This window comes from Tritonibacter sp. SIMBA_163 (assembly GCF_046535935.1).
In the GTDB taxonomy this organism is placed as follows: Bacteria; Pseudomonadota; Alphaproteobacteria; order Rhodobacterales; family Rhodobacteraceae; genus Epibacterium; species Epibacterium scottomollicae.
Genome location: NZ_JAWJBP010000019.1, coordinates 32,281 through 56,065 on the forward strand (window position 1 = coordinate 32,281; position 23,785 = coordinate 56,065).

The 23,785-nt window shown below is 61.1% G+C and carries 13 protein-coding genes; 1 reads left to right on the forward strand and 12 read right to left on the reverse strand.

The annotated features are described in order from the left end of the window. Positions 1-6 precede the first annotated feature (6 nt). The 5 genes from tssC to R0J92_RS18455 all read right to left on the reverse strand — a co-directional run bounded on the left by tssC (position 7) and on the right by R0J92_RS18455 (position 5,526). On the reverse strand, positions 7-1,500 hold the full coding sequence (gene tssC, locus R0J92_RS18435) for a type VI secretion system contractile sheath large subunit (RefSeq protein WP_317384050.1): 1,494 nt from the start codon (positions 1,498-1,500) through the stop codon (positions 7-9). A gap of 15 nt (positions 1,501-1,515) precedes the next feature. Then, entirely contained in the window at positions 1,516-2,040 is a 525-nt protein-coding gene (gene tssB / locus R0J92_RS18440) for a type VI secretion system contractile sheath small subunit (RefSeq protein ID WP_106164641.1), read from the reverse strand. A gap of 118 nt (positions 2,041-2,158) precedes the next feature. Then, entirely contained in the window at positions 2,159-3,505 is a 1,347-nt protein-coding gene (locus tag R0J92_RS18445) for an ImpA family type VI secretion system protein (protein ID WP_411052685.1), read from the reverse strand. Between the two features lie 18 nt (positions 3,506-3,523). Further along, the gene (gene tagH / locus R0J92_RS18450; RefSeq protein WP_411052686.1) at positions 3,524-4,858 is read right to left on the reverse strand and encodes a type VI secretion system-associated FHA domain protein TagH; all 1,335 of its coding nucleotides are present in this window, start codon (positions 4,856-4,858) and stop codon (positions 3,524-3,526) included. A 44-nt stretch (positions 4,859-4,902) separates the two neighbouring features. After that, positions 4,903-5,526: a DUF6931 family protein gene (locus R0J92_RS18455; RefSeq protein WP_243395038.1), complete on the reverse strand. Its 624-nt coding sequence runs from the start codon at positions 5,524-5,526 to the stop codon at positions 4,903-4,905. 268 nt (positions 5,527-5,794) lie between these two features. Here R0J92_RS18455 and R0J92_RS18460 point away from each other — a divergent pair, with 268 nt between their 5' ends. Then, the gene (locus R0J92_RS18460; protein WP_411052687.1) at positions 5,795-6,328 is read left to right on the forward strand and encodes an invasion associated locus B family protein; all 534 of its coding nucleotides are present in this window, start codon (positions 5,795-5,797) and stop codon (positions 6,326-6,328) included. 121 nt (positions 6,329-6,449) lie between these two features. Here the strand turns inward: R0J92_RS18460 and R0J92_RS18465 are convergent, their stop codons facing one another. The 7 genes from R0J92_RS18465 to R0J92_RS18495 all read right to left on the reverse strand — a co-directional run bounded on the left by R0J92_RS18465 (position 6,450) and on the right by R0J92_RS18495 (position 23,756). After that, positions 6,450-8,351 carry a serine/threonine protein kinase gene (locus R0J92_RS18465; protein WP_411052688.1) on the reverse strand — a complete coding sequence of 634 codons (1,902 nt, stop codon included), beginning with the start codon at positions 8,349-8,351 and terminating at the stop codon, positions 6,450-6,452. Next, a complete protein-coding gene (locus R0J92_RS18470) occupies positions 8,348-9,133 on the reverse strand; it encodes a PP2C family protein-serine/threonine phosphatase (protein WP_411052689.1) in 786 nt (261 codons plus the stop codon). The genes R0J92_RS18465 and R0J92_RS18470 overlap by 4 nt, the downstream gene beginning before the upstream one ends. Further along, entirely contained in the window at positions 9,130-9,858 is a 729-nt protein-coding gene (gene tagF / locus R0J92_RS18475) for a type VI secretion system-associated protein TagF (RefSeq protein WP_411052690.1), read from the reverse strand. The genes R0J92_RS18470 and tagF overlap by 4 nt, the downstream gene beginning before the upstream one ends. A 3-nt stretch (positions 9,859-9,861) precedes the next feature. After that, entirely contained in the window at positions 9,862-13,461 is a 3,600-nt protein-coding gene (gene tssM / locus R0J92_RS18480; RefSeq protein WP_411052691.1) for a type VI secretion system membrane subunit TssM, read from the reverse strand. Between the two features lie 64 nt (positions 13,462-13,525). After that, a complete protein-coding gene (gene icmH / locus R0J92_RS18485; protein ID WP_411052692.1) occupies positions 13,526-15,205 on the reverse strand; it encodes a type IVB secretion system protein IcmH/DotU in 1,680 nt (559 codons plus the stop codon). Continuing rightward, the gene (gene tssK, locus R0J92_RS18490; protein WP_106164650.1) at positions 15,205-16,536 is read right to left on the reverse strand and encodes a type VI secretion system baseplate subunit TssK; all 1,332 of its coding nucleotides are present in this window, start codon (positions 16,534-16,536) and stop codon (positions 15,205-15,207) included. Before tssK ends, icmH begins: the two co-directional genes overlap by 1 nt. 152 nt (positions 16,537-16,688) lie before the next feature. Further along, positions 16,689-23,756 carry a hypothetical protein gene (locus R0J92_RS18495; RefSeq protein WP_411052693.1) on the reverse strand — a complete coding sequence of 2,356 codons (7,068 nt, stop codon included), beginning with the start codon at positions 23,754-23,756 and terminating at the stop codon, positions 16,689-16,691. Between the last annotated feature and the right edge of the window lie 29 nt (positions 23,757-23,785).

A 23,785-nucleotide genomic window follows, 5' to 3' on the forward strand; every position in this document is an offset into this window, starting at 1 on the left:
AGGAGGTTACTTACCAGTCGGCAAACGAGACACCAGTGACATACCAATATCCACACCTTCCAACTGGAAATGAGGTTGAAGGTAGAACTTACCCTGATAATATCCAGGGTTGAGTTCATCTTCAACAATCTCAACTCTAGCGGCAGCCAAAGGTTTACGGGCTTTTTCCATTTCGCTCGCGCTTTCGGCGTTCCCGGCAACGTATTTGTTGATCCAGGTTTGCAACTGCTTTTGCAGCTGTTGCCGATCCGGGCTTTGCCCAATCTTGTCGCGAACCATTACTTTCAAATAATGACTGAAGCGCGACACGGCAAAGATGTAGGGAATGCGCGACGAAAGATTATCCGACTGAGTCGCCTGATCATCGACGTATTTCTTTGGCCGATAGAGCGATTGAGCACCGATAAATGCCGCTTTATCCGTATGTTGACGATGGATGAGCCCCATAAGCCCGGCCTTTGACAACTCCCCTTCGCGGCGGTCGGTAACCGACACCTCGGTGGGGCACTTCATGTCTTTCATCCCGTCTCCGGTATCAAAGAGATGGGTTGGCAGGTTGGCCACTTCGCCGCCGGACGTGACACCACGAATGCGCACCGTCCAGCCATGCTCCTTGAAGGCGCGGTTGACGTTGGTTGCCATCGCGTGGGCCGCGTTCATCCATGCGTATTTCTGGCCATCATGGCCGTCGGTCTCTTCAACGAAGTTGAATTCTTCGACAACCGAATTGGAATTCGGGCCATAAGGTTCACGGGCCAAAACGCGCGGCGCCACCAGACCAACAAACCGAGAGGTCTCACTGTCACGCAGGCTATTCCACTGCGCGTATTCCGGCGTTTCGAAAATTTCCGACAGATCTGGCGGAATTGAGATTTCATTCCAGCTGTCGAGACCCAGAAGTTCCGGAGATGTGCCCGAAATGAAAGGCGCCAGAGCCGCTTCGGATATTTTCCCCATTCCCTTAAGCAGATTCACGTCAGGTGAGGAATGGTCAAAATAATAATCGCCAATCAGAACGCCAAATGGCTTTCCGCCCAGCGTACCGAGATTTTGCTCGTAAACGATATTGAACAGGGGCGACTTGTCCCATTTCGCACCGGAATAGCGACGCATCATCGCCTGCAATTCCGATTTCGAAATATTGAGAACTTTCACCTGAAGCGATGCGTCGGTTTCGGAATTATTGACGGTATGCGCCAATCCGCGCCAGCTCGCCTCAAGTTTCTGAAACTCGTCAGCATGCATGATTTCATTGACCTGATCGCTGAGCTTTTCATCAAGCTTTGCAATCATCGCATCAAGCGTATCAATTACGTCTTCAGAGACAAGATCCTGAGAAATGAGAGCTTCACGCGCGAGCGCCCCCACGGCACTGTCCACCTCTTTGGCGGCAACATCGCTGCGTGGTTTGATTGTCTGCTTCAGGATATCGGAAAATTCAGATAATTCATCGAGCCCCGCCGGAGCTTGATCTGTCTGAGTTTGCGCTTGATCATTCATGGGTTCAATCGCCTCTTACTCTTCATCGCTATTTTCAGATACACGCTCAGCGCGATCTGCCAGAGCAGCAAGCAGCTCTGGATCCTCAAGCAGGCGTTTAATATGTTCTTGCGCTTTGGGCTTGGTGCTCATGTAGCGCTGCAAGTTCGCCAGCTGCTCGCGCGCCTCCAAAAGCTTGCGCAACGCAGGCACTTGGCGGGCAATCGCAGCCGGTTCGAGATCGTCCATAGACCGAAGTTGAAGATCGACCCCAATTCGCGCATCGGAACTGTCGTCGAGTTTGTTTGCAACCATAAAGGTCGTGCCAGGTTGAACCGAGGCCATATACTTGTCAAGTGTTGCGCTCGTGACATCACTGAACGTCCGGTCCTCGACTTCCGGTTTCTCAACACCCGGATTATTGCCTGAGAGATCAGACATCACACCTGCGACAAACGGCAACTCGACCATTTTCTCGCTGTCATATGGATCTTCATATTGGATCTGCACGCGTGGCGGGCGATTTCGCTTGATGAACCCGGATCCCGAATCTGATGCCATGGAAAATCAACTCCTGATAAATCTTCATTCGCCTATAGAAGCAACGCTTTCACACGGGATATGTCAATTCATGACCGTGCACGCGAGGGGAACATTCAGTGAAATTTCCCGAATTTTTTCATGGCGCGCTCTTCTCGGCACCGCCCAGGAGATCTGTTAATATGGATTCGAACTCCTGATCGACATAACGCCTTGCCCGCGAAAGCAAAAGCGGCACCGGGCTGGATTTCTCGGCATGGCGAAAATACGCCTCTACACCCAAAAGCACATCGGCGGCTTCTTGCCCACTTGGAATGGGTGAAACTTTAGGCGGGCGGGATCGTGAGTCCCGTGTTGGATCAGTCGGCTGCGTGGTGCTGAGAGTTTCCAGCCGATTGTAGTCAATGACAAAGCCGCTGGCGGGTCCAAAATCGATCTTTGCCTCTGCTGCGCGCCCCGGCAGAAGCGTTGTGATCGCCTCGACCAGAGTTTTACCGATCAAGAGCCGGGCCTGAGTAACAAGCAACAGCGCTGCCGAAGACGGCTCCTCGCGCCGGTAGTAATGCTCTACTTGCTCCAACAATGCGCGCGCGTGGTCATGGCTTTCCACCTTGGGGGCATTTACGGCAGCAGGCATGATGGGCGCGCCCGCTTCCGATGGCGCTGTCGCCGAGGGGTCTGCCGCGCCTCCAGCTGCCCCGCCGCCGTGGGGGGCGTCCTTGACAAGATCGGGCCTCGCCTTCTTCACGGCGGCGATCATTTCGGTCAGCACATCGTTCAGGGGATCAAGCTTTGGGGTCTGCCCCCCAGTGCTGCGCTGCGACGCGACATGGATACGGTCAAGCGCCGCCTGAATGCGACCAATCGCCTCGAGTACGAATGAAATCCGCGCCCCGTTGGCAGGATCACGCAAAAGCCCGTAGAGCGTGTCCGCCTCTAGATCCTGCTCCTTTTGAAGCGGCTTTAGGTGCCCCTCGGCAACCTTGATCCGGCGCAGGCTGACATCTCCCGAAGCGCTCAGCGGCAAAAAGGTCAGCGGTTGCAGCAAGGCCATCTGCGAAGCCAAGTCAGTGATCGCCTCGCGCCGCTCGCGTGCGGCACTTTCAATTTGTGGGTGCAAATCCGGGCCAAAAACTTCCAGACACCCAGCAATCATTTCGAAAGTATCGGCCAGATCACCGATCTCGCCGGCGAGCGCCTGCCATTTTGCGCGCAGCACCAGAAGGCGGAGATCCCTCGACCGCGACAAAAGCGAATCGATCTGAGTGATCTCGGCCTGGAGATTCACATCTGCGACGGGGTCAAATACCTTGTCAGGCTGTTGTTCGCTGCCCGGAAGTTCCGTGCCGGGCGTAAAATAACGCTCGGGCAAACGCCCTTCGGCATCAAAGTAATATTCGCCGTAGGTGTCGTCCCAACTCGCATCGAGATCGGGGCCGCAGGGGGCATCCGCGCTGATTGGGATCAGAATATCATCAACTATCATCGTACCGTCTTGTCCTAATCAGGTTGCGCTGTTCTCATCATCGCCATGTGCCTGCTGATAGGCCCGTGCAAAGGCCTCCAGAAAGACGCTGAGCATTCCGTTGTCGCCACGGGCCACGCGGGCGTCCCAAAGGGCGACATAGGCCTCCCAGGCGCGGCCGCGTTTGGATCCGGGCATCAGTTTTCCGGTCGGCAGTTGCTCTTCGATCTCTTCGGGCGATAGCCCTTCCAGCACCGCCGCGAGCGCAGGCTGGAGCGCGGCAAAGATCGCCTGCTGATGCTGCTGGATATCCCGCAGCGCGGCTTCGAAGCCATCTGCCCCGGTCTGGAATCCGTCTCGGGGCTTCAAATACATGGCCTCCAACGCAGAGCTTGTATCCTGCATGAATTTCAAGGGGTTGTTCCCATCGGCGTTTCGCATCGTGCGCTCACCCGCCCGCGTGAACTGTTTCATATGCGAACGTTCGCGCAAGATCGCCATGACCAGGTCAGCATTGACCCGGCTGCTTTCCCCCAGCATCCGTGCGAGTGCCACAGGATCCACATCCGACACATTTTCAGGGTCAAGCCCCGCCCCCTCGCAAAAGGCGCGCAAGACCGCCACCCCCTGCCCGTCCTCCGTCTCCCGCGCAGGCGGCGCTTCTGGGGCAAAGGGGCGCGGCTCGGCAGGCATTGCGCTGCTGGTCGGGACGGGCTGTCCGGTGTCGGCTCCGCCTCCTGGAATGGGCAGAGGCGGTATCGCGTTGGCGCCAGTAGGCAACTGATCCTGCGGCGCCGCCTCAGGCGTCAGGTTTGGCCAGTCCACTGGCGCAGGCGCGGGCACATCCGTCACGAATTGTGGCGGGAGCGGCGCAGGCGCGGGATCTGGCATCGCGACAAAGCCATCCAAAGGTGGCGCGACATTCGATTGATATGCTGGCGGGCTCGCATTTGGTACGGCAGGTGCCACCCCGCCAAGCGCAGAAAATCCCCAAGGGTCATCCTCTTCGTCTTCGACAGGAACTGGACTGGGTTGTGCACCAGCGGATGGAGCGTTGTGCGCCGCGCCCTCGACAACAATCACATAGGGGCCAACCAGAATTCGCTCTCCCGGCTGCAACGGGTGCGGCGCGGACAAACGATGCGGAACACCCTGTAGATAGGTCCCGTTCGTTGACATGTCGATCAACCAGTAGCGCCCCTGGTCAGGACGCACCGTGAAATGATGGCCTGAAATATGCAGCGCCGGATCCGGCAGCATCCAATCCATCGTGCTGCGCCGCCCCACGGTGAACTCACGCCCATCAAGCAACAGCGAGATCGGCCCGCCATTTTCCAGGCGATCCGTGTTTTCGATGCGCAACATCAGATGCATGAGTTAATTCGCTTCATCCCAGTCATTAAAAGACAGCCCGCCATTCATTCCGGCACGAAGAGGCGTGCAGCCAGATCAATTGTCCGCGCAAGCAACATGGGGCGCGCATTCAGGTCATGGATCGCAAGCGCCGACAGAACCGCTGTATTGAGCGCTTGCGGCATACGATGCGGGGCAACCGGGGCCGGGTCGTTTGGGGCGATCGGCCCTCCGGACCATCCAACCGCAAGCCCCAGGTAGACAGCCGGGCCACGTACCGGGGCGTACAACGCCGCTTGCATGGCCCGATAGCGGTTGGCGTTGTCAGGCGAGCGGATCCAGTCAGCCGAAAGACCAAGCATGGCGCGCGTTGTTGCATCAGCATCTACGAGCGTCAACCGCAGCACTTCATAGGCCCACCAGATTGCAACCTGGGGGACTGCAGCAAAGGCCGCGAAGGCAACGGCATCTTCAGGCGTCGTAGACCCGCGCAACCGGTGTAGAAAGGCCAGCCCTGATTCCTCATCGAGTGGACGAAGCCGGGTCAGCCGCGCCAAATACAGATCGTTTTGATACAACTCTGACGGACTTTCATACCGCAGGCGCCGAACGGGCGGGCGGGTCTTTTCCGACAGCTGCCCTGGCTCCATCCGAATGTCCTCCATGGCAAAATTACTTTTGGCACGCATGCCTCAATCCACGATCAGAAATAGAAGCTGGCTCAAGGGGACGCAAGAGGCGCTGCGTTCCTGCGCAAGAGCGCGCCGCGGGAAAAAAGCTCTGCCAATCGGCGTTGTGGCGGGGTCTTGCGCAGTCAACACCTGCAAAATATGTGTTCTTGGGGCTGCGTCCAATTCAATTTTAGGATGCAGAGCTGCCCACAACTTTGTAAGTGAAGTCAGAGGTCCTTCCGTGCAAATGGAGGAGGCCAATTCATATAGACCGACAGGATTCGCCATGAATATTTTACATAAAACACTTCCCAGTCTGGCGCTTGTGATGGCGTTGGCAGCTCCTGCGGCCGCGCAGGACGTCGCGGCATCGGACGCCAGCAACGATGGCCCGGATATGACGACTTCGGTCTATCGGGATTGGACATTGCGCTGCCAAAAAGCGGAAACGGGTCCGGCGCCCCTTTGCGAAATCACGCAGTCGCTTCAGCAGCAGGAAAACAAACAATTTATCGCACGCCTCGTCGTGGGAACCCCTCAGGAAACCGATAAAACCCACTTGCTCGCTCAACTTCCTGCCGGTGTCTGGTTGCAAGCGGCCCCAAAACTGCGCCTCGAAGGCGGGTTGGACATTGATTTGGCCTATACGCGATGCCAACAGGTTTGCGCGGCAACCACATCTCTGAGCGAAGCCGAGCTTGACGCGTTGCGTGCATCGACCTCCCCTGCGACGCTTGTCTTCCGCATTCAGGCCGAGCAGGATCTGGAATTCCCGATTTCGCTGCAGGGTTTTGATCAGGCGCTTGCCGCGACGCATTGACCACAGCGAAAAAACACGTTCCCGCCGAAGGCCAGAGCACCGGCTGGTGCTTTTTTCGGCGGGGACGGAAACCTGAATGTGCCACCTGACATTCAGGAAGACACATCTGCCATCACGGCTTCTATTCGTTGTTCTCAGGCGCGGTCTCGCTCCGGGACGGCTGCAAGACGATACCGGCGACACGCACTGCCGCTTCGCCGCCGGTCTCACGGATTTCCCGTTCGATCTGCTCCAGCGCCGCGCCGAGATCGCTGCCATCCTGCAAAAGCGCCGTTCCAACAAGCGCCTTGGGCGTCGCGATCGACAACACCAGCTGCGTTTGTGTTGTTGCACCGCGCGGCGCCGACAGCCCGAAGGCCAGAGCGCGCTGCTGGATCTGCTCGCCAAGATTATACACGCGCCCCTCGGCGTCGATAAGAGCGGTCCAGATCTGTGCGTCGCGCGCACCCGCAAGCCTGCCCTTCACGGTTTGGCCAGAGACGATCTCCGTCGTGGCGACCATCAGATCGAGGTCCGGACCGGGTCGCGCCTGGAAAAGCTTTGCGAAATCAAGCGCGGCGCATTGTGCCGGGCTGACCTGAAAATCCAATATCCCTGGCACGATACCGAACTCGGCCTCGTATGCGGAACTTAGCTCTGGCATGGCGTCTGGCTCCTGCGTCATGACCGAAATCATGCCAGCCCGCGGTCCGGTTGCGATGCGGTGGGCATAGGAACACCCCGCCTCAGCATAGCGCGCCAGAAACGCCTCTCGCCCCACTTCTTGGCGCGGCGGCAAGCTGTCCACGGCCGCGCCGACAGCCGGTCGATTGGCAGACGGCGCAATCCAACCCTCCTGCCAACCATACCAGCCCGCGCCGCCAAGTATCACGACAAACACCAGAACCATTGCGAACAACAACCGGACGGGCATCGGATCTCGGGGCGCCACGTCGGCAGGTGCGACTGGTGTCGCAGCCGCCGGGCCGGGCGGCAACACGCCGTCCAACCCCGGTGGACGCGTGAGCCCCGGCACCGCGGGCGCAGGGCGACGCGGCCGCGGCTTCTCGGCAATCATCTCTCGCAAGGCCGCCATATCCGCCGGGCGGTCTGCGGGATCAGGTGCCAACATCTGCGCAAGAATGGGACGCACCTTCTGCGGCAGGTCATGAAGGTCGGGCACCCTTGCCCGAGCGTCGATCGCCTCCTCGATCGATGCGCCCATAGCGAGCGGTTTTCCTCGAAGTGCCGCGATGATCAGGAGCGCAAGACCATAGATATCAGCCCGAGGTCCCGCCTCGCCACCGAACAGCCCCAACTGCTCGGGCGCCACATACTTCAACTTGCCGGCAAACTGGTTATCAATCCGCGGACTCGCGAGAATATCAGAGCGCGCGATACCGAAATCGATCAGCTGCGCATCACTTATGCGCCCTGCCGGCAACATGACATTGTCCGGCGAGAGATCCCGGTGCACCACCCCCAGATCATGGGCAGCCCCGAGACCCTCGGCCAGGCGGTACATAAGCTCATAAGCGGCGCAGACACTAAGGCCACGGTCCGTACTCACGTAATCCGCCAGGGTCAGCCCGTCGATGAACTCCATCACGAGGAAATAGCGATCAAGCTGCACATCGCGCACATAATTATAATATCGCACAATGGCCGGGTGGGTCAGTTGGCGCAGGGTGCGCGCTTCGCGCTTGAACAGCAGCGAAGTCTGCGGGTCACGCATGAGATCTGGCAGCACCACCTTGATCGCAACCGGATCGCCAGTGCCGATTTCCACGCCTCGATAAACCGAGCCCATCCCCCCGGACTTCAGCACCCCCGTCACACGGTAGTTGTTGTTGATGAGCGTTCCGACGGGGAGATTGGTATCCTCTTCTGTCGTCTTAGACGCTGCCACGGGTGCGAATTGGGTCGCCTCGTGCTCCCGGTCGGCGGAAGAGAGATCTATGCGCGTGCGGTCCTCATCCTGGGCCCCTTCAGGGTTCGCCTCTTCGGGGCTGTAGAGACGCGTTTTATCACCCTCGTCGCTCATTCCGACCGCACCGAAGGACGGGTGACTTCGTCAAAAAAGTCCGGCGAGCAGGCCACGACGATGACGGTGACATTGTCGCGCGCGCCGCGCGCCAGAACCTCAGCGATCAAGGCGTCACAAGCGTCCTGTGGCGGGCGCTCTGCCAAAATCGCAGCAATCTCCGCATCTTCGAGATGTTCGCACAACCCGTCCGAGCACAGCAAGAACCGATCCCCCGGCAACAGCTCCCCCGACACAATATCGCATTGCGGTCGGGGCGTCACACCGATGGCTCGGGTGATAACATTCTTGCGCGGGAAGTCCTTCGCCTCATCCTCGGAAATCTGGCCCGCATCAATCAGCGCCCGCAGCTCACTATGGTCACGGCTTTGCTGCACAAGTTGGCCACTCCGCATCAGGTAGGCCCGGCTATCCCCTGACCAAACGACGGACCACTCCGCCTCCTGCGCAAGAAGCGCGACAACGGTGGACCCGATGGTCGCCCGGGAGTCCTGCGCCTCGGCGCGGCGACGTATCGCATCATTCGCGCGGATCAAGCGATCCATCAAGCGGGCCTGAAGATCCGCATGCGACACGGGCACGCCGATCGAGTCGAGCTCCGCTGCAATCGCGGCAGAGGCAAAATCCCCAGCCGCGTGGCCCCCCATGCCATCTGCGACCGCCCAAATTCCAAAATCCGGCCGCGCAATCAGGCTGTCTTCGTTGATCTCCCGGCGACATCCGCGATCTGTGGCAAGGCCGGTCTCAAACGCGAAGACTCCATTTCGGAAGTGTGCGATCATCTGCTTTCCGCCTCCGTTGCGTCGTTGCCCGCAGCACCGTCATCCTCCACGGGGTTTGCGGGCTCAACCGCCATGCCGCCAAGGAGCCAACCCAGCGCTGCCGCATCCGGCAACCCAGGACCGGCGAGCCATTGTGCGGCATAGCCCGGCCCGCCCGCGACCCAGAAATGGCTGCGCAGCAGCGTGGCGCGATCCGCTTCGACGGGGCATGCAGCATGCAACAGCGCATCGAGCTTGCCTTCCGGATGATGCGCCGAAACCCACGGACCTTGGCTCACTTTGGCGCTTTCGCCCGGCACGGCAACCTCAAGCCCCTCCAACAGCGCTTGCCCCCCTGTTCCCGGGGTGGCCCGGTCCAAATGGCTGGAAAACGCAACAAGAAGGTCCTGATCCTCCTGCTGCGTCGGCGGGGCGACATCTGCACCTTCGGCCAGCAACAAGAGCGGATACCGCCGCCCGACCTGATCACGTGAGGGGCGCAAGACCCCCGCCAGCGTGGCGCCGAATACGCCACGACCGATCCAGAACCGAAGCTCACGCGCCTGGTCCCAGAAGGCCGGCCAGTCATTGCCTAGCTCATCGCGCAAATCAGGCAGGACCTGATCGAGCCAGCCGCTCAGCCCATCGGCAACAGCCTCACCAAGCCCGGCACGGAGAAAATCCCCATACCCAGGGTGTTTTCCAATCAAACCGATACGCGCCGCGTCAAGAGGGTCCTGATCCATGGCTCACTCCACTGAAACGGGGCAGGAGAACTGCGAAAGCTCGGGCATCAGGAAAGGCACAGTCGTGCTGTCAAATTCCATACGATAGGTGATCGAGCGGCCCCCCACCTCTTGGGTGACATTCGCAACATTCCCGTTCGTCCGAACCCGCGCCGACCGCAAGAAGCTCATGATATCCCAGCGGCCCTGCGAAAAGCGCAGTGTTGACTCGCGGTTGCGCTCCTCCGGGAACAGGCTCAGCGACACGCCAGAGGCCGGCCCGGGCCAGACCATCTGCGCCGCCGTTGAATTCGGCTGCGTGCGCAATGCGTTGCCATTGAGCGACAAGACCGCAAGTTCCACCGAGGGGGACGAGCTTTCATGGGTCACGGATATCTCCACCTCTGGCTCCGGTGCGCCCGAGGCGAAGAAGGCCAGGCGGATGGCTTCTGCCGCGCTGAAGGAGCGCAACAAGGCCGGCGACAAACGCTGCCCGATCGCGCTTTCTGGCGCCGGTTCAAGCCCGTTCGGCCCGCGCACCACATGCGGTTGCAAATAGGTGCTGAAGTAGTGATCCATACGCCCGCCCGGACCAAAGAACTGGCCAAAGATCTTGGGCGCGACCTGACGACCGTTCCGCCCGAACGGAAAGTAAGGCCCGATATTCTGCTGGCAGAAGGCGGCCACATCATCGTTCAACGCGCGTTGGATCTCGCCGAGTGTGGCATCCTGGGCCACGACCGAGAACTCACTTTGCACCTTGTTGAGCATCGCCGCCAAGGGCGTTGGAAGCCCCGAGTTGTTCGACGTCAGGGTGGCCAATGTCTGCCGCAGTATCGTTTCATCCGCGGGCGTAGGCGCCATGGCAGCCGTGCGACGATTTTCACGCAGCGCCTGAAGGTTCGAGAGAATCCCATCGATCGGCCGTTTAGTCACGTCGCCTTCCAGAAGCCGATGCCAAATCGCGAAATCGCTCGTGATACGGTCCACCTGCGCGCGTTGCGAGATATCGTCGGGCGCTGGTGCGCCGCCTCCTGCGGCAGCCTCGGGACGCTCCTGTTCCTTGCCCTTGGCGCGCAGCTGATCCATCACGACGCGTTGGAACACGCCGGATCCGGCATAGACGCGCGAGAACGCCGCATCACCAAGAGCATTGCCGATACCATCCCCGCCACCGGCAAGTGCAGCAGCGGCCGCCGAGGCATCCATATTGTCGATTTCTTCATACAGACGGCTGAGCCGGGTCTGACGATCCACCTCCTGGACGAGACGCAGCAGCGGTGAATCCACGGACGATGACGCTACGCCGAGCGTATCATAGCGCGGCGGGTCCGCAGACATGCGCGCCATGGTGAGACGCGAAAGTACAGTGTTCCACGCGTCGGCGAACGCCTGACGGTACATCCGGTGGAGATCCCGCAGCAAAGACCCCAACTGGCGATCATAATCCACCCTGTTGGCCGCATCTCCCAGGACCCAGCGGTCCTCTTCTAGGCGGGTGCGGGCGCTGCTCAGCTCTTCAAGGAAGAAGCCCCAGTAGCCCTCGAATGTATAGAGCCCCGAAACGCCCAAATCGTTGAGATCACTGCCATCATTTGTCGCAAGGACCTGGTCCACCTGACCGCCGATTGCCGAGGCCAGCTCTACCCTTGCCAGACCCGCGTTGAGCGCCCGGTCCTGGATCGCCGCCCAGGCTTGCTCATCAAGCGGGAGTGTCACAATGGCATCCCGCGCCTGACGCACGATTGCCGGGTCGATGCCGATGATATCTGTGCGCGTGTCGTCCAGCTCAAGCATCGCGCTGAGGTGTTCATTCAACTGGTCGCGGGTCGCGGTTTCACCAAGCGCACGATACTGGCGCCGCCAGAGCGCATCGAAATACCCCTCGATCGCGCCACCATCCGCCGCGCGCGCAGGCCCCTGACCGCCAAGCAGCAGATAGACCTTGAGCGCACGATAAACGCCAGCCGTATCATCATCCGCAATCAGTTGCGGAATGGTGTTTTCCATCCACAGTACCAGACGCGGGCGCAGCATGCGTTCCAACCCGTCCGAATAGGTTCGCCGCGCCGCCTGATGCAGCTCCTCATACCGCGAAAGGCCCATGTCCGCGATATATTCCGGCGCATCTGTGCCCTCAAACCCGGCAGTCACGTTCCGCAATCGCGCAAGCTCTGACAGCACGGTGGACGGGTCCGGATCCGCAATAACCGTCCGCGACAGCTCTTCCCGCGCGATGTCGGAATAGGCCGCAATGTCTTCCTCTGCGTCCTTCATCAGATCCGCGTTCTTCCAAAACGCGTAGCCAAAGCTTGTCATCAAAGAGAGCGCGACCACCGCGATCACGCTCAGACCACCTGTATGCAAAATCTGACGCCGCCGCACCGCACGCCGGTCAAACCCAACCCAGTCGCGCTCTGCGAAGATCACCTTGCGCAAGAGATCATGCAGAAAGTAGCTTTTGCCCTTGCCGGACATGAAGGCGGGACGGAAGCTGGCAGCGGCATCGCTATCCCGTGCCATCGCGCCCAGAACCTGATCAATGGGCGTCCCTTCTTGGGTGCCCGACGTGAAATAGAAGCCACGCAAGATGGCATTGGACTTATAGCGGGTCGGCTCAAAGACATGCCGCAGGAACTCCGCCATGTTTTCCCGCATCAAGGCGATCTGCCCCGGAAAGCCGAAGATGGCGATCCGTGCCGCCGGATCCGGCTCTGCCGTCATCCGGTCGACCAGCGCATCGGACAGCTGCGTCATCAGCCCGTCAAAGGCCTCGGGCACCTGCTCGTGGGTCCGCGTCTTGCGATCACGCGTGGGGAAGGTGTGCCCCCAGACCAGACGCCGCCGCGACTGGCTAAAGGCGCCAAAATATTCCCGAAATCCCGAGATCAGATCGGCTTTGGTAAAGATGGCATAGACCGGAACGTCAATGCGCAGGGTCTCGTGCAGCTCGGCCAGCCGGGCGCGCACAGTTTCGGCGTGGCGCTGGATACTTTCATCCGTGCCGCGCATGATGTCCTCGATCGAAAAGGCCAAAATGACGCCGTTCACCGGCTGATCCGGGCGGCCTTTTTTCAGAATATCAAGGAACGCCGCCCAGGACGCCTTGTCTGCGGCACCGTCACTGTCATGGGTCGTGTACCGCCCTGCGGTATCAATCAGAACCGCGTCTTCCGCGAACCACCAATCGCAATTTCGGGTCCCGCCAAACTCGGCAGCGCGATCAGTCGCGCCATCCTGCCCCGGAAACTCAATGCCGGCGTTCGCCAGAGCCGTCGTCTTGCCCGCGCCGGGTGGGCCGATGATGATATACCAGGGCAAATCATAGAGAAAATTGCGCCCACCGCTCTGGCGCAGCTTCGCCAAGGCGTCCTGCATCCCTTCCGACAGAACCTTCCCGTCGCTGACCGGTGCTGCGACCAGACTGTCCTCGAGGGCCTGCGCTTTCTTGCGACGCGCCCGCACACGCAAATACCAGATCAACCCGATCAATGCATAAAGCACCACGATCACGGTGCCACGCAAGACCGGCCCCGAGATCGCAGCGATCCCTGTCAGCGGGAACCCGAACCAGATCAAAGGCGCCAGGACGATCAGCGCAAAGGCGATCAAAAACCAACGCATCCAGACAGAGCTGAGGGCTTTGCCAATGAGTGCAAAGAATCTTTTCAAACGGCTAATCACTGTCTTATTCCTCTCGCGGGATCAAAATCTCGACCCGGCGATTTTGTGCACGCCCCTGCGCAGTGGCGTTGTCTGCCACTGGTTCTGACGCGCCTTTGCCTTCGACGTCGATCCGTTCGGGGTCTGAAATCATCTGTGACAGCCACGTCGCAACGGTTTGCGCGCGCGCTTCCGAAAGCTCCTGATTGGTTTTGAACCGCCCCGCTCCCGACATCGGCACGGTGTCCGTATGCCCCACCACGCGGACCTGCCCTTGTTCGCGATCAAGCATTTGCGCGACTGGCGTCAAAAGTTCGTCCGCCGCGTCCTGTTCCGCCAATGCTTCACGCCCGGAGGAGAAGCGCAGGGCTTCGCCGACCCGCACCAAAACCCAGTCCGTGCTTTGATCGACGACCACCTGGCCGGCCTCGATCGGCAGCGCAAGAGAGGTGCGGATACGCTCCATCTGCGACGTCTCCGGCGCCTTGTAGGGCTCCAGCACGGGCTCGGTGCGTTCGATCGTGATCGCGGGCAGCTGTTGGTGCAGCGCGAGAAACAGATCGCCAATGTCTGCGGACCGGCGGGTCAGAAGCACCGAGAACGTGCCAAACAGGACCACCACCATTGATACCGCGATCAGCCCCACCACCCAGACCGGTGTCACGGTCCGGCGGCGCCGTGGGTTCATCGGCATCGCCTCCCATTGGGGCGAGACATCATCATCGGGGCGGGGGTTGACCCGGCGCAGGGTTTCATAGATCGCCCTGCGGATCCGTGCGATCTCAACTCCGCCATTGGGCAGAGTGCGATATTGCCCCTCGAACCCCAGCTCCAGGCAGCACAACATCAGCTCCAGGAGCGGATAGCTCTGTCCGGGCGCTTTCATGGCGTGATCCACCTTCTGGAAAAAGCCAACACCAGAGGAGCGCTCTCCGAAGAAACGAGCAACCATGGAATACTGCAGCCACATCCCGCGATCCGCGCCGGGCAGGTTTTGAACAATGTCATCCGCCGTGGCCGAGAGCGCATATTTCGCGTCTCTCACCTGCTCTTGCGGTAGATTCAGCGCCAATGCGCGGGCTTCAAAGTCATTGATCGCGCGCGCGACGTGATCAAGCAGGGGACCGGACTCCATTTCCACCAGCCCCGTCCGCAGCCGCCCGAGCAGGATCAACAACCCCGTTGATTCCGCCAGCAGCGGGTTTGACGCGGCACCGCCCTTGCTCGCATCTGCGGCGCGCAAGGCATCGGCAAGGGCGATCTTCGGCGCAGCCTCGCGGCCCTGCGGATCCGGCGCGGGCCGGTTCAGCTCGGGGAAGATCCCTTCCTCAGGGCTGGATGCACCGGTTTGCGGTTGATACCAGCCCGCAGGCTGACCCGACGGATACCCCTGCCCCGCGCCATGGCCCGACGGCCCCTGCTGCGGCAAGAATGGGTTCGGCCCAGGCGGATGTTGCCCCGGATAGCCCGCCGCAGACGGCGCCTGAGGTCCGGGCTGCGCGGCGGGAGGTGTGCCCTGCCCCGAAGCCGGATTCAGCGCGCCCCCGAGCCATGTATCCTCGTCATTTGGCGGATGTCGCGGCGCTTGACCTACAGGCGCAGGGCCGGCGGGCGCTTGCCCCGCCGGTTTGCCCTCGCCGCTGGACTTGCGCGGCGGAAAGGCAGGCATCGGTTGGCCAAAAACTGTCTTGTCATCATCCGACATCAAGCACTCTCCGGCACCGCCCACAGCTCAAGCTTCATATCGGGCCAATTGCCCGCAAAATGCAGCCCGATCGCGGGGGCTGAGGAAAAATCGCCCCAGAGCTGCGTGGATTTATCGAGTAGGAAATAGACATTGGTCGAAACCACACGGATTTGACGTGGCGGATTCGGTAGATGGACCAGCCCGACACCCGGCAGGTTGTTGTTGATGATCGTTTTCATCTGCGTGGAGGGGCCGACCTTGCAAAGCTGCGGAAACTGGGTTTGCACCTGGCCGAGTGGCAAGCCCGAGCTGACCTCCAACACAAAGGTCGCCTGTGAAAAGAGGGAGCGGTCATTGACAAGCGCCGCGTAGGAGTTGGCGCGCACCTCCTGCAAGGGCAGGCGAATGGCGCGTCCGACCTCTCGCGCCAGAAGCCGCTGAATGGTTGCGACCACCGGCTGGAAACTGGCCTGAGGATCGCTGTGCGAATAGTCCTCATACGCGCGCGTATGGCGCTCCCCCTGGTCAAACGTCGAAAGCTCCCCGGCGAGGCCAATGAGTTTCTCATAGAGGCGCTCGGGGTGCACATTGGCCATGGATTGAAGATGACGCAACACTGGCAGTTCGCGGTTGAGCACCATCAGCATCAGATAGTCGCTGGACTGCATCCCCCCGCCCGAACTCGGATCCGAGGCATAGCGAGAAAGCGTCTCGAGCTTGGCTTCCATCCAGCCGACCACACGGCTGAGATAGCCATCAAACGCCGGGTGAACCGGCAACCGCAACGCGGCAGGCGGGACCCGGTCGTCCAGGGTCACGATCCCGTCGCGCAGATCTAGAATGCGCCCGATCTTCAGATTCTGATATCCCGGCCGCGGCGTCTTACGCAGGCTGAGCTCGAGACGGGGGTCGGCAATTTCCACAACCTGCTCGGAGCGGCTGGCAGAGATGTTGCTGGCCACCGTGTCCGAGGCCAGCACATAGCGGGTCGCGCTGTCTTGCGCGGCGGGTGCGATGTCCTGCCCGTTTATCGTCGCATCTGGAAGCGTCAGCCAAATGTCCAGACCCGCGCCATCATCCGGGACCTCGACCGGTAGCGGCAACGGGGCCACTGACGGCGCATCGAAGGGCGTGCCATCCGGCATAATTCCGCTCACTTCGTTCAATCCGATCTGGCCCAGCTGCGCCTTGTCGCGATCAAAGCGCAGGCTGGACAGCCCCCAGGGGTATGGGCTCAGCACCGCAGTGCGGGTGCGAGACAGATATTCATGATACCGATCGGCCTGCTGTAGGTGATGGGGCTGCAGGAAAAGCCCTTCTTTCCAGGCAACTTTACTGAAGAGTGACATGAATGGATCTTCGCTCCGAGCAATATGTGCAACTGACGCGTGCATAAATCCGACATGCGCGCGCCCTAATTCATCCTGTTGTAAGAGGTGACCTCGTTGGGTCAACCCCTCCCCATTGTGCAACGCGCGCCCTCAAAAGAGCGCGCGTGTTTTCAGAACTGTAGCCGCATCTGCGCGGTGACGCCCCAACCATCGAGTTGATCTCCGAAGCGGCCATCAACACGAATGGAGGTATCCAGCTGACGCGCGGACAAGAAGGCCGAGCCCGGGTCCAAGATACGGGTGTAGTTCAACCCAAGGCTAAGTTCGCCATACTCGCTCAGCAGGTCGTTGCTCGCATCAAGCGGCGCGCCAAGCTTATTGCCCGCTGCATCAAGCTGATAATAGCTCGCACCGGCAACATCGGCGAAATCGCGATAATAGCTCAGCGTGCCGAAGTAATTGAGAGCGGCAAGACCCGACGGGCGCACAGTGCTCCGGGACAGGGTCAACGAGGCAAAGCCAACCTTGTTGGTGATCGGATCAAACTCCAGCACGCCGTCGTCATCAGGATCAGACTTGTCATTGGAGAAATAGACACTGTCCGCCGTTGTCCGACTATAGGCAAAGCCGAGCGTGGGGATGAAATTGATGCCCTCGCCAAGACCCGTCAGCGGGATGGCATAGCCAAGCGAACCTGAGATCGTTGAGCCCGAGCTGTCATAGCTTTGGTCGTCGGCACCGAGGCGCTCTCCGAACGGACCTGCGGCGGCGCGGTTTTGCAGATCATAGCTGGTGCGGTCCGTCCGCGCCTGCAGATCCGCCACCCAACGCCCTTTGGACGCGCCGAGATAAACACCGCCATAGATCTGGTCGAATTCGATATCGTTGCGGCTGGTCACAATGGACTCGTTTAGCGTGGCCGTCCGCGTATCGAAGAAAAAGACGGGCTGCGTGATCGTACCGCGGTTGACGCCGCCAATCACACCGTAGCTCAGGTTCCAACCGCCGATAACGCCCTTAAAACAGCTATTGTCAAAGCCGAACTGCAAACCGCCATAGGTGGCATCCACAACGGATTCAAACTGTCCGAGCTGAGTTTCAGCCGCCCCGGAGGCAGAAACCCGCCCCCCGGTCGCCCTTGCCCATGCGCCATTGCCGCACAGATCGTCCCCTTCACCGGCGGCAGCAAGGCCTGAAATATAAGGACTTGTGGGTCGGTTGATCACGGACCCCATCAAGGATTGCGCCACCGTCAGACCGCTCGCCAGACCTGCAAAGGCCGGATTGGCACCGGACACCAGAGAGACCTGCCCGCCTGACGTATCATTGGACAACGCATATAGAATAGCGCCTGTCGACGGGAGGCCGGTGGAGCTGACACTCAGCCCTCCATTGGATCCATAACTCAACACCGAAAGCGGCGCGTCCAGCGCTGGCTGATCCGCGCCAGAAAGGTTGTTGAACGCAAAGACCACATTCCCCGAGACCGCGCCCGAGACAGAAATCTGGTCCACACCCTGCGCCCCGGTTGTCGCCAAATCAATATCCACCGCAACCACACCTGAAAGGTCCGCGTTGCCATCAATTGTTAACCGGGTCGAGATGTCATCATCCGCCAGGGACAGGACGCCATCGGAGGTGTTGGTGAAGTTCCCGCTGATCGAAGAGGTGCCCAGGGCCTGCATCTGGCCAATGTTGCGCAGCGTGTCAGCAGCCACCCCCGCATCCGTCAAGGCGAGGGTTCCAAAATTCTCCATATCCGCCGCAGCAAACGTCCCACCAACAATGCCAAACGCGGCATCCGTTGCATCCGCACTGCCATTGCGGAACGTGTCGCCAACAGTCAAATCGCCCGCAACGCTGAATGTACCGAAGTTTGCGGTCTCACCCGTAATCCCAGCCGCAGCGCCCGAAGCCACAGCGACAACACCGCCCTCGGCATTGTTGAGACCGCCGGAAATCTGGCCAGCAAGCGCCGCATTGCCACTGTTGTCGAGATCCCCCGCAAGCGTTCCGGAGCGAAGCTCCAACATCGCTGTATTCTCTAGGTCCGCTGCAAGCGTCCCACCGTCAAACAAGAGGTTGGCGGTGTTCTCATAGAGACCCGACGCAAGCGTGAAGGTGCCGTCTTGCAAGGTGACCAACACGTCGGAGCTCTCCTGGCTGACAGCGCCGCCGAGTGAAAGATCGCCAGACACCGTCAGCGCCGCGCTATCGCCGAGCGTGAGGTTCCCCGAGATATCCCCCGATGCCGATGACACCGAAGCTCCGGCAAGAGCCAGGGTTCCAAGAGACGCGCCCTCGGCAACAAAGGTCCCATCCGTAATCGAGACCTGATCCGCCGTGCCGCTCAGGCTGAGCGTGCCAGCGCTCGTCACATCGGCCACGGTTCCCGCGATGCCCAATGTACCGTCGCTTTCCACCGTGCTGGCCCCGGTGACCGTCGCATCTTCGCCCACCACAACAACGGCGTTCGAAATCGAGAGCGCCCCAGAGACAGAGCCACCCTCCAAACTTCCGGTCCCCCCGTCGAAGGTCAGCGCCGCGCTCGCCCCCACGGTTTGGGTGAAGCTCCCCCCGGACTGCGTGACATTGCCGAGGGTGCCGCTGTTGATTGTGCTGCCTGCGGTTTGGGTCAGGTCGGCTGTGAGGGTGCCGGTGTTCTCAAAGCTGCCCGTGTTTGCCAGACCTCCGGCAACGCTCAGCGTGCCGGCGTTGGACAGGCTGCCGCTGTTGCTCAGCTCGTCCAACCCCAGGCGCGCGCCGGAGTTGATCACGACCGTGCCCGCGTTGCGCAGGTCCGTCTGCGTGGCAGACACAACGGTCCCCGCGCCAAGGATAAACTCACCGTCTTGCAGGTTGTTGAAAACATTGGCCGAACCGTCACCGATGGTGACCGTGTCACCGCTGGCGCCTGCCGTTACGATCTGCCCGGCGTTGTTGATCGCCGTATCCGTATCGCCAAGGTTCGCCGCGATCGTGCCCGATCCGTCAAACCGGATCAGCCCGCCGTCGGCATTGTTGATGGCGCCCGCATCCAGAACCGAAGCCCCGTCCGCCAGCGTGAGTGTTCCGCTGTTATCAAGCGTGTTGCCCAGCCCCTCCAGCGTCCCGCCGGCGCCAATGGCGAGCGTGCCGCTGTTGTCAATGCTCTGCGCCGTCAGTTCAGCACCCGCGCCGATGGTCATCGCATTGCTGTTGCGCAGCACGCCAAGCCCCGTCAGCCCGGCGCCAGCCTCGATCTCAAAGCTGCCCGCGTTGGTGATATCAACGCCATTGCCCGCGATCTGAGCCGTCACCCGCGTGGTAGAACCCGCCAGAGTCGTCACGTCCTGTGCCGCCGTAAAATCACGGCCAAGCTCGAGCGTGCCTGCGTTCTCGACCTCCGCGTCGAAAATCACATCGCTCACCACCGCATCTGCCGCAAGCCGGACCACGTCAGCCCCAACGCTGAACGACCCGACGCTGCCGTCGATGGTGCCGTTGATCGTCAGCACCCCGGTGACCGAAAGCGCAGCCCCACTCTGGGTCGCGATGATCACGCCATCATTGGTCACGTCTCCCGCAACCGAAGTTGTGCCCGAGAGCTCGAGCCGGCCCTCCTCCGCGATCAGCACATCATCGCTGAAGCTGCCGCCCTGCGAGACCAGAACCGCATCCGCGCCCACCGAGGTCGCACCGCTGATCGTGCCCGAAGTCGTCACCGTGCCCCCGGTCAGTGTCACATCACCGGTCACCGCCCCACTGTTTGTCAACGCGCCACCCGAGACCGCAACTGCCCCCGAAATCGCGCCCGTGTTCGTCACAGACCCACCCGACAGGTCCAGACCACCGCTCAGCTGCTCTGTGTTCAGGCTGCCCCCGCTCACGGTCGCGCCCCCGGTGATGGTGCCCGTATTTGTGACCGTGCCGCCAGATAGATCCAGGCCGGCAAGACTTCCTGAGGTGTTCAACACCCCGTCCGATACCGCGGTCTGGCCAAGCACCGCGCCGCTATTGGTCACCCAACCTTGCGCGTCTGACAGAGTCAGCGTGCCGCTGATCGCGCCGGTATTGGTCAGCGTCCCCCCTGTTACCGACACCTGGCCAATCACCCCGGTGCCCCCATTCGTGAAGGTCCCGCCGGACAGTGCCAGCGCCCCGGTCACCGTCCCGCTGTTCGATCCGGTCCCCCCGGACTGCGTGACATTACCGAGGGTGCCGCTGTTGATCGTGCTGCCTGCGGTTTGGGTCAGGTCGGCCGTGAGGGTGCCGGTGTTCTCAAAGCTGCCCGTGTTTGCCAGACCACCGGCGACGCTCAGCGTGCCAGCGTTGGACAGGCTGCCGCTGTTGCTCAGTTCGTCCAGCCCCAGGCGCGCGCCGGAGTTGATCTCGACCGTGCCCGCGTTGCGCAGATCCGTCTGCGTGGCAGACACAACGGTCCCCGCGCCAAGGATAAACTCACCGTCTTGCAGGTTGTTGAAAACATTGGCCGAACCGTCACCGATGGTGACCGTGTCACCGCTGGCGCCCGCCGTCACGATCTGCCCGGCGTTGTTGATCGCCGTATCCGTATCGCCAAGATTCGCCGCGATCGTGCCCGATCCGTCAAACCGGATCAGCCCACCGTCGGCATTGTTGATGGCGCCCGCATCCAGAACCGAAGCCCCGTCCGCCAGCGTGAGTGTTCCGCTGTTATCAAGCGTGTTGCCCAGCCCCTCCAGCGTCCCGCCGGCGCCAATGGCCAGCGTGCCGCTGTTGTCAATGCTCTGCGCCGTCAGTTCAGCACCCGCGCCGATGGTCATCGCATTGCTGTTGCGCAGCACGCCAAGCCCCGTCAGCCCGGCGCCAGCCTCGATCTCAAAGCTGCCCGCGTTGGTGATATCAACGCCATTGCCCGCGATCTGAGCTGTCACCCGCGTGGTGGAACCCGCCAGAGTCGTCACGTCCTGTGCCGCCGTAAAATCACGGCCAAGCTCAAGCGTGCCTGCGTTCTCGACCTGCGCGTCGAAAATCACATCGCTCACCACCGCGTCTGCCGCAAGCCGGACCACGTCAGCCCCAACGCTGAACGCCCCGACGCTGCCGTCGATGGTGCCGTTGATCGTCAGCACCCCGGTGACCGAAAGCGCAGCCCCGCTCTGGGTCGCGATGATCACGCCATCGTTGGTCACGTCTCCCGCAACCGAAGTTGTGCCCGAGAGCTCGAGCCGGCCCTCCTCCGCGATCAGCACATCATCGCTGAAGCTGCCGCCCTGCGAGACCAGAACCGCATCCGCGCCCACCGAGGTCGCACCGTTGATCGTGCCCGAGGTCGTCACCGTGCCCCCGGTCAGTGTCACATCACCGGTCACCGTCCCACTGTTTGTCAATGCACCACCCGAGACCGCAACCGCCCCCGAAATCGCGCCCGTGTTCGTCACAGACCCACCCGACAGCGTGATCGCGTCTGTCACGGTCAGAGTGCCGCTATTGGTCACCTCGCCATCAGACTGAAGCGACGCCAGCGTCAGCGCCGCACCCGTGCCAATGTTGACATCGCCCGAATTTGACAGATCGAGACCGGTACCAGAAAGCGTATCGCCCGCAGCAACATCCAACACACCCTCGGCCTCGATGTTCAGACCGCTTGCGGCCGAAATCAAAACCGTGCCGCCGCCCGCCGCGGTCTGCAGCCTGCCGTCTTCGGCAATCACGAACCGGTCCGCTCCGGTCAGGGAGGCGCCGGCGGCAAGTGTGGCGGTTCCGCCAATGCTCAAGTCCGCCGCGCTAAAGGCCGCATTTTGCCCCAAGTCCAGACGACCAGCACCCGCGTACTGAGCCAGGCCAGTCAAACCCGTGTCATCTGCGAGCACGAGCGTCCCGTCATTGCTTAGGCTTTGATCTGTGCCGGAAATCTCCGCCGTAACGGTAACCTCGCCTGTATCAACGATAGTCAGGCTGTGGGTCAGATCGCTCGAAAGCTCCAGCGACCCTGCAACCCGCAACGCCGCATCAAGGCTCACATTGCCGGTGATACTGGACCCGGTCACGACCTCGATCTCATCGGCGGTGATCACCAGCCCCGAGGTTCCGCCGACCAAATCACCGACGTTGACAAAGCGCCCGCCCGTCACCGTCAATGTTGTCGCAACACTGTCGGAGGAGGCAAGACGGCCCAGGTTGGTCACGTCACCGCTGCTGGTGATTGCCCCTGACAGCGTCGCGCTGGCATTCTCGGAAATCATCAACCCCGCGAAACTGCCGCCATTTGTGGTGAGACTGGCCGTATCAGACAGGGTGACAAGACCGCTTGTTGTCCCATTCTGGATCAGCGAACCGTCCCCGGACATCGTCAGCGCATTGACGATTGTACCGGTGTTGGTGACACGCCCCGCACTGGTGAACGCGCCGGTCACGGTCAACGTCCCGTCATTGGTCAGGTTGCCAGCGTTCTGCAGATCGCCAGTGACCGATGTCATCCCAGAGAAATTGGCCTCCGCAGCAGCAGCAGGCAAATCTTCACCGTTGATGGTCACATCGCCATCAAATGTCCCATTGTTGGCACTCAGCACCGTGCCCGCCTCGGCGAGGGTCATGCCCCGGATGATCGCGGTGTTGCTGAACGTACCATCGCGCACTGTCACATCACCGGTGATCGTGCCGGCATTGCTGAGGGTGCCGCCATCAACCGTGATGGAGGAGTTCGCATCCATCGTTGTGCTCAGCGTCAGCGTCCCGGAGGAGACCGTCACCCCCTCAAGCCCGTCAAAGGCACCGCCAAAGGTCACATCACCAGTGGTCTCAAGCGCAAGCGCCTCCTCCGTCCCATCAAAGGTTCCGTTGAATCCGCCCGCCCCGGTCGAGGCGATCACAAGATCCGTCGTGCCATCTAGCCCGTCCAGCTCAGAGGTGAAAATGCGCCCGTCACCCGACAGGGCTGAAATGGTCGTATCTTCCCCGGCCAGATCAAGCGCAGCGCCAGCCGCAATTCTAAGCGGCGCATCCGCAAGCAGCGCAACCGCCCCGCTTGACCCCAACGCCACCGTGCCCGCGTCAATCGACAGGGCCGCGCCCGCGCCGCTTGTCACATTCCCCGACGCCAGCGTCAGAACAACGGAGCTTGCCGACAGCGACAGATCGCCGTCCAGCGACAGATCGCCGGTCAGCTGTGTCGTGCCGTCGCTGGTGATCTGCGCGCTCACCCCCGTCGCGACCGAGAGATCATTACTCAGCACGGCAACATCCGCGAGGCTCAGCACAGGTGCCGCATTCGCCACGCCTGCATCCGCCACAAAGGCAATGCCGC

Bases quoted from the DNA above. Each gene is read 5' to 3' on its own strand.
- tssC (WP_317384050.1), bottom strand. From the start codon at position 1,500: ATGAATGATCAAGCGCAAACTCAGACAGATCAAGCTCCGGCGGGGCTC.
- tssB (WP_106164641.1), bottom strand. From the start codon at position 2,040: ATGGCATCAGATTCGGGATCCGGGTTCATCAAGCGAAATCGCCCGCCA.
- R0J92_RS18445 (WP_411052685.1), bottom strand. From the start codon at position 3,505: ATGATAGTTGATGATATTCTGATCCCAATCAGCGCGGATGCCCCCTGC.
- tagH (WP_411052686.1), bottom strand. From the start codon at position 4,858: ATGCATCTGATGTTGCGCATCGAAAACACGGATCGCCTGGAAAATGGC.
- R0J92_RS18455 (WP_243395038.1), bottom strand. From the start codon at position 5,526: ATGCGTGCCAAAAGTAATTTTGCCATGGAGGACATTCGGATGGAGCCA.
- R0J92_RS18460 (WP_411052687.1), top strand. From the start codon at position 5,795: ATGAATATTTTACATAAAACACTTCCCAGTCTGGCGCTTGTGATGGCG.
- R0J92_RS18465 (WP_411052688.1), bottom strand. From the start codon at position 8,351: ATGAGCGACGAGGGTGATAAAACGCGTCTCTACAGCCCCGAAGAGGCG.
- R0J92_RS18470 (WP_411052689.1), bottom strand. From the start codon at position 9,133: ATGATCGCACACTTCCGAAATGGAGTCTTCGCGTTTGAGACCGGCCTT.
- tagF (WP_411052690.1), bottom strand. From the start codon at position 9,858: ATGGATCAGGACCCTCTTGACGCGGCGCGTATCGGTTTGATTGGAAAA.
- tssM (WP_411052691.1), bottom strand. From the start codon at position 13,461: ATGCGTTGGTTTTTGATCGCCTTTGCGCTGATCGTCCTGGCGCCTTTG.
- icmH (WP_411052692.1), bottom strand. From the start codon at position 15,205: ATGTCGGATGATGACAAGACAGTTTTTGGCCAACCGATGCCTGCCTTT.
- tssK (WP_106164650.1), bottom strand. From the start codon at position 16,536: ATGTCACTCTTCAGTAAAGTTGCCTGGAAAGAAGGGCTTTTCCTGCAG.